The sequence below is a fragment of the Brevibacterium sp. UMB1308A genome, assembly GCF_030230605.1.
GTDB lineage: Bacteria > Actinomycetota > Actinomycetes > Actinomycetales > Brevibacteriaceae > Brevibacterium.
In genome coordinates, this window is sequence record NZ_JASPDO010000009.1 from 74,155 (window position 1) to 80,154 (window position 6,000).

At 61.1% G+C, this 6,000-nt stretch carries 8 protein-coding genes; 3 read left to right on the forward strand and 5 right to left on the reverse strand.

What is annotated here, in order from left to right; genetic code table 11:
• Window positions 1–223: 223 nt before the first annotated feature.
• Together QP868_RS05895 and QP868_RS05900 are read right to left on the reverse strand one after the other, a co-directional pair.
• Window positions 224–994, reverse strand: coding sequence for a hypothetical protein (locus QP868_RS05895; protein ID WP_284925680.1), 771 nt, complete (start codon window positions 992–994; stop codon window positions 224–226).
• Window position 995: 1 nt separating this feature from the next.
• Window positions 996–1,523 (reverse strand): hypothetical protein, encoded by a 528-nt coding sequence (locus tag QP868_RS05900; protein ID WP_284925681.1) that lies wholly within the window; start codon window positions 1,521–1,523, stop codon window positions 996–998.
• A 600-nt stretch (window positions 1,524–2,123) separates the two neighbouring features.
• Between QP868_RS05900 and erm the strand changes: the two genes are divergently transcribed.
• Complete coding sequence (gene erm / locus QP868_RS05905) at window positions 2,124–2,951, forward strand: 23S ribosomal RNA methyltransferase Erm (RefSeq protein ID WP_284925682.1); 828 nt, start codon at window positions 2,124–2,126, stop codon at window positions 2,949–2,951.
• Window positions 2,948–3,427, forward strand: coding sequence for a helix-turn-helix transcriptional regulator (locus QP868_RS05910; RefSeq protein ID WP_244878124.1), 480 nt, complete (start codon window positions 2,948–2,950; stop codon window positions 3,425–3,427). Before erm ends, QP868_RS05910 begins: the two co-directional genes overlap by 4 nt.
• Here the strand turns inward: QP868_RS05910 and QP868_RS05915 are convergent.
• Both QP868_RS05915 and QP868_RS05920 read right to left on the reverse strand, forming a co-directional pair.
• Complete coding sequence (locus QP868_RS05915) at window positions 3,408–3,677, reverse strand: hypothetical protein (protein ID WP_244878144.1); 270 nt, start codon at window positions 3,675–3,677, stop codon at window positions 3,408–3,410. The two genes, QP868_RS05910 and QP868_RS05915, sit on opposite strands and share 20 nt — an antisense overlap.
• A gap of 5 nt (window positions 3,678–3,682) precedes the next feature.
• Window positions 3,683–4,003, reverse strand: coding sequence for a TetR/AcrR family transcriptional regulator (locus QP868_RS05920; RefSeq protein WP_284925683.1), 321 nt, complete (start codon window positions 4,001–4,003; stop codon window positions 3,683–3,685).
• A gap of 90 nt (window positions 4,004–4,093) precedes the next feature.
• Here QP868_RS05920 and QP868_RS05925 point away from each other — a divergent pair, with 90 nt between their 5' ends.
• Window positions 4,094–5,164, forward strand: a complete 1,071-nt coding sequence (locus QP868_RS05925) for a GNAT family N-acetyltransferase (RefSeq protein WP_284925684.1) — start codon at window positions 4,094–4,096, stop codon at window positions 5,162–5,164.
• A 16-nt stretch (window positions 5,165–5,180) separates the two neighbouring features.
• Here QP868_RS05925 and QP868_RS05930 read toward each other — a convergent pair whose 3' ends face one another.
• A complete protein-coding gene (locus QP868_RS05930; RefSeq protein ID WP_284925685.1) occupies window positions 5,181–5,711 on the reverse strand; it encodes a GNAT family N-acetyltransferase in 531 nt (176 codons plus the stop codon).
• Window positions 5,712–6,000: the final 289 nt, after the last annotated feature.

Genomic DNA, 6,000 nt, shown 5'->3' on the forward strand with positions numbered 1-6,000 from the left:
CGTACAAGAGACTTGCCCGTTTCGAAGTAGTCCTTTCAGCCGAAACACCTGCGTCCTTCGTTGGCGGCGTTCCAACACCGCGCACGACAGGCCGGCGCTCTAGAGGTTGCCCTCGCACAGAGATATGAACATATTCCTTCGATAGCGCGAAGTAGCGGGAGGCGGCGCCACCTGGCACACCGGCCACGAGAGAGCACCCGAGCCGAAGACTAGTATTGCCGGGTTAAGCAACAGGAAGTAGCGCCTCCGCAGCGGTGACACCGGGGGGCAGAAGTCGTACTGTCCGCGCCACCGTGTCATATTCGATGAGACGGCTCTGGTGTAGTTGTTTCAGGACATCTTTGCGGAAAGACGGAAGCCCGGGATGCTCAAGCCAGCGGAACAGGTCGCTTTCTTCGACGTCACCCATTTCGGTCAACAGCAACAAAAGGGTTTGTTGCTTCCAAGTGAGGCCCGTCCGCAGAACCCGCCTGATATTGTCGTGCGTCCACACCCACGCCACCTCACGCTGGATCAAGCCCTCCACCACGGCGGTGGCTTCATCCGTCGTCAGAGCGTGAAGCAGCCGCACCAACTCAGCAACGAGCCACTTGGCCGTGTAGAGCACTACGGTTGCGTCCATTTGGTTCGGGTCAACCTCGGAACCGGCGTGCCCCACGCCTCGGTTGTTCCGAACGTCGTAGAGCCCGATCATCATCCGCGGGATAAGAATGCGTGCAGAGCGGCTATTGGGAACTTGCTGATAGATTCTCTCCAACTCCCAACACTTTTGTGCAAAACGACTCGGTTTCTCTGCGCGCGCGGGATAAACCCCGCCCTCCAGCCAACCCTTGCAAATGGTGTATACGACTTCGCAGAGCTTGCCACCGTTGAGCTCTGACGGTTCCCACCGATGCTCTCGATAGTTCTTGATGATCTCATTGAAGGCGGTGAGCAAGTCGTCGCGTAGAGTGTCAGGCAAGGCAGTCAACGCATCCCGTGGGGCGAGCCCCATTTCACTCGTTACTCTCGCTGTGCAACATGCCCTGAACATACGCAAGACCTTCGTGAGTCACTTTGTAGGTCTTGTTTGCCTGTCGACTATTGCCAGACTTCTTCAACTGAATCACGCGCTGCGGCTTCTTTCTCATGTTGCTGCTCAGCGCATCAGTAATATTGGGAATGGAGTGGCCTAGATTCTTGAGCTCAGCGTTGAGCAGGCGCGAGGCCCACGATTCACGAGCCTCATAGACCTGAATCCAGTAGGCGGCGACGAGAGCCTTGTCCTCATTAGACTTGGGCGACGCCGCAGCAAACAACTCCGCGAAGTGCTGGTAGTCGGGCACCTCTCCCGCGATCTCCTCTGTCGCCACGCGCGGGGAGCCTCCGTTGACACCACCCCCGACAGCTTGACGGCCGCCAGTAGAAATGGTCACTCCGTAGCGGTCGGCAGCCCACCGCAGAACACGGTCGCGCGACTCCTCCTCCAGATCTGCGAGCGCGTTGGCAACTGCCGCCATCGCGTCGATCTCAGGGTCTCCCATTGACTCTCCTATTACTCAATGCGCATCAAGAACTATGCCAATAGTAGCATCAGTGTCCTTCTTCAAGTCGACACAAGGGCTCCCGTGCTGCCGGGCATCCCCTGGATTCAACGCTAGGTCGGTCACTGGGGTCGGCCCCACGCGGCCGGGCCTCGACCAGGTCGGCCCTCAACGATTCAACCGGTCCGCCAAGTCCACGAAGGCTGAATCGCGCATCCACTTAGCGGATCCTCCTTCCTGACAAGCACACCAGCGTCCGCTCACCCTCGATCTGCAAGACGCGTGGCAGATCTGTCGAGGTCTCTCACGGAACGAATCTCGATGATGCCGAGGCTCTGCGGCCTTGGGTTAGCTCGGGATTCGTACTGGCCAGCATTGATACGGATCTCCGCGTCTTTGGGCAGAGACGGGATATTGAGTCGCTGAATGGCGACGGGATCGCCTACACTCGGTGACATGTTGTACGGCACTGCTTCGCTGCGTCTGCGCAGCCGCTAACAGCGGCGAGCACCCTCCACAGGTTGTTGCTCCCGCACCCGGTGATCACGGCCGGGCGGCTCTTTCAGCGTGCCCGGCTCCGCAACAACCACGGAGTAAACAGTGCCTACCTATCGAGGTGGCCGTCATGAGCACGGCCAAAACTTCCTGACTGACCCATCCATCATTGCCACGATCACACGGCTCGTGGCTGCCACCGAGGGCCCGATCATCGAGATCGGCCCCGGTGACGGAGCACTCACCACCCCGCTGGCCCAGCTCGGGCGACCTGTAACAGCCGTCGAGATCGACACCCGGCTCGCCCGACGCTTGACCCAACGACTCCCGTCGCACGTGGAGGTCGTCGCCGACGACTTCCTGACCTACCGGCTTCCAACATCTGCGCATGTGCTCGTCGGCAACCTGCCGTTTCACCAGACCACGGCCATACTGCGCCGCATCCTGCATTCCCCGGCATGGACCGATGCAATCGTGCTCGTGCAATGGGAAGTCGCGCGGCGCAGAGCGGGCGTCGGCGGTGCCACGATGATGACGGCGCAATGGGCGCCTTGGTTCGAGTTCACGCTGCACCGTCGTGTTCCCGCTCGCGCGTTCACCCCGCGTCCGGGAGTCGACGGCGGAATCCTCACCATCCACCGTCGCGAACATCCGCTGCTGTCCCCGACACGGCGACGCCAGTTCCATGCCCTAGTCCACCGCGTCTACACCGGCCCCGGCCGCGGGCTGGCCCAGATCCTCGCGCGCACCACCTCACTCGGGTCACCACAGATCGCACGAGCGTGGCTAACACGCCACGGCATGACCTCTGCAGGACTCCCGAAGGACATGCCCGTCGAGGCATGGGTGGACTTGTTCAAGACCACCGATTCTTCACCGCCTGCACACCGTGCGCAGACGCAGCAGGTGAAGTCGAGGAGGCGCCGTCGATGACCATCGCAGCGCGGCACCAGGCCTGCCGCTACACGTCAACAGCTAGGAGTGCCACGGAGCGCCGTTCCGGTGAAACATCCACAGAACTGGCAGCGCGGCTGCTCGCAGAAGCACCTCACCGGGATTGGCTACTCCGTGACCTTGCCGCGCTGGTTCACCTCTCGGTGTCACAGCTGGGCAGAGCGTTCACACAACGATTCGGGATGCCGCCCATGCGGTACCTGGCTCACATTCGGGCCCATCGGCTGGCTCATCTTCTGGTCGAGACTGATCTTCCCATCGGCGTCGCCATGACAAAAGTCGGGTGGCGCAGCCGTGGACATGCCGCACGGCAGTTCACCGCCATCGTCGGGATCAGCCCGTCCGAATATCGGCGCACTGCGATTGGGCGCACTCTCACGGAGACCAGCCCGTGGCCATCAGCAACGCAGGGCAGTCCTCAATCAAAAGGCCACCTCACGACAGGAGTGCCATGATGCCGTCGGTGAGAATCTCGCGTGGACTGGTGTGGTGCGTCGCGTGGAGCCGCGCATAGGTAGGAGCTTGGTCAGGGTCAATGGCGACGCGTTTCTCGTCAGACGCCATGGGAGCGGTCAGCGAGGCGCCAATCACCAGGTTGGACAATCGGTAGGCAGTTCCCAGCGGATCCGGGGTACCCGCTTGTTCGAGCAGGACGCACATCCGCTCGGAAAGGGCCAGGTACGCCGGGCCCCTGGGAGCGCGCATACCGATCACCAGGCCGGCCCACCGGTGGGTCGTGAGGTGCTCAAGAAGGCGTGTATCAGGGCAGGCAGGTCGGCGTTGCGGATCGACTCGGACATCACGGGATCGTCTGCAAGCGCTGTGTCGAGGGCGAGGTCGAACAGATCGTCGACGGATTCGACGCGGGAGTACAGGCTGGCTGGAGCGACACCCACCTGTTGCGCCACAGATCGCAGGGTGAGGGCCCTCAACCCGCCTTCGTCCAGCAGCCTCACCGATGCCCTCGCAACCTCCCCGATGTCCACTGCGCGGAGGCGTCGCACAGGTTTGCGGTGTTCCCAGTAGCTCACCCCACCAGCCTAACCAAACACGCTTCAGTTAGCTATCCATTCTATGTTAGGTTTAGCGCGTGCTGGATGCCACCACCCTCCCGATCACCTTTGAGAACACTCGCCTACGCCCCCCTCTCTGAGCTGGACGCAGACGCGTATGCAGCCGGCACCAAGGATGAAGCTGTGCGGCGCTTCGGCCACCTGCCCGAGTCCGACTACACCCCCGAGTCCGTGCGACGGATGATCCGTGACGAGGTTGCTGAGGGTCTGTCGTCCGGCACGCTGGCAGTCCTCGCACTTGCCGACGCCGAGACGGACCGGTTTGTGGGCTCCTTGGTGCTCTTCGACGTCAGCTGCGAGGCTGCCGAGGTCGGGTTCTGGATTCATCCGGATGCGCGGGGAGCAGGGCACGCTCGTCGGGGCCTGGAGTTGGCATCGTGCTTCGCACGCAACAGTGGACTGCGAACCTTGACAGCACGCACGCTCCTGGAGAACAAGCCCTCCCAGCGGTGCTTGACGAACGCAGGGTTCATCGAGGTCGAGCGAGCCGTCGGGACCACGCCCGCAGGACAGTGCGAGGAACTATTCCATTACCGGCGCGACCTCAAGCCCACCGCCCAGTGGCCGTTGGCGACGGAGCGGCTTCGGCTCCGTCCACATAACGCCGACGATGCCGAATGGCTTCACGAGCTGTACTCGCGACCCGACGTTGCCCGCTACCTGCTGGACGAGCCATGGACTGCGGAAGTCACCCACGACAAGCTCACCGAACGCCTAGCGAAGACTGACATCGATGGCGAGACTGGCGCGCTTGCGCTGGTCATCGAGCATGACGGCGTCCCGATCGGAGACGTCGCGTTGTGGCTCACCGATCACGAGCACCGTCAAGGCGAGATCGGGTGGGTTCTCGACCCGGCGCACGGTGGGCAAGGTTTCGCCATCGAAGCCGTCCGAGCAGTGCTCGCCCTCGGGTTTGACCACTACCAGCTCCACCGCATCTCCGCACAGATGGATGCCCGCAACAGTGCATCCGCGGCACTTGCCCGCCGCGTCGGCCTCCGGCTCGAAGCACATCACGTCCAGGACTGGTTCTGCAAAGGCGAATGGACCGACACCCTCGTTTACGCGCGACTTGCCTCCGAAGAATGGGCGAGGCGTGAACTACGCGGAAGATTCTAATCAGCATTCATGAGCGTCACGCCCTCGGCGAATCGCGGTCAGCACCAAGACTATGGCGCAGGACAACCTCATTGTGATCGCCTTCTCGACGCACCTCGGCATCAACGAAACCCAAACGACGGGCAAGGTTCAGCGACCTCACATTATGTTCGTGAATCTCGACTTGAGCCTCAGTGACCCCGTAATCATCATGCAAACAGCCTAAAAGCCACTCTGTCGACCTCGAGGCGATCCCTTTGCCCCACATCTTGGGCAACAACACGTAGGCGATGGAAGCACGATGAGCCTCCTCGTCGATCGTTGCCTGAAGTGTGCCCAGTGGTTCATCGTCTCTGTCGTTCAAGATGATCCAGTTGAGCCATCTCACACCAAGACCCTGCGGTGCTCCCCCACAGAGGACCCTATAACGCTCTTGCAACTGTTCGAGGTTCTCAGGCGGTCGCTCATCAATAAAGGTATAGATGCGCATGTCTTGGAGCTCTTCAAACATCGACCGAGCATCAGATACCGCGAGGGGCCTGATCTTAATCTCGAACTCGTCAGTCATCAGACCATCCTAAAGCCAAATCAAGCGCCTTCTATCGGAGCCCAGGCAACACCCAAGCCAACTGGGCGACAACCCTTATGAGCATCGATATACCTGCCCACGTCACCGAAACCCACTTGGACCCACCGAAACCACACACACCACCGCAGCCCGGAGAGGGGATACCGTGTCCTTAAGAAGTCCTTAAGAGGTTCTATAGATCGGCGCAAAGGGGGATGCGGACGGATTCTTGGAGGATTCCGTTATGTCGTATACCAAGGAGCAGCGGCGTGTGGCTTTGCGGGTTTTT

Coding starts and splice junctions, on each gene's coding strand:
- QP868_RS05900 (WP_284925681.1), bottom strand. CDS start 1,523: ATGGGAGACCCTGAGATCGACGCGATGGCGGCAGTTGCCAACGCGCTC.
- QP868_RS05910 (WP_244878124.1), top strand. CDS start 2,948: ATGACCATCGCAGCGCGGCACCAGGCCTGCCGCTACACGTCAACAGCT.
- QP868_RS05930 (WP_284925685.1), bottom strand. CDS start 5,711: ATGACTGACGAGTTCGAGATTAAGATCAGGCCCCTCGCGGTATCTGAT.
- QP868_RS05895 (WP_284925680.1), bottom strand. CDS start 994: ATGGGGCTCGCCCCACGGGATGCGTTGACTGCCTTGCCTGACACTCTA.
- QP868_RS05915 (WP_244878144.1), bottom strand. CDS start 3,677: ATGCGCGCTCCCAGGGGCCCGGCGTACCTGGCCCTTTCCGAGCGGATG.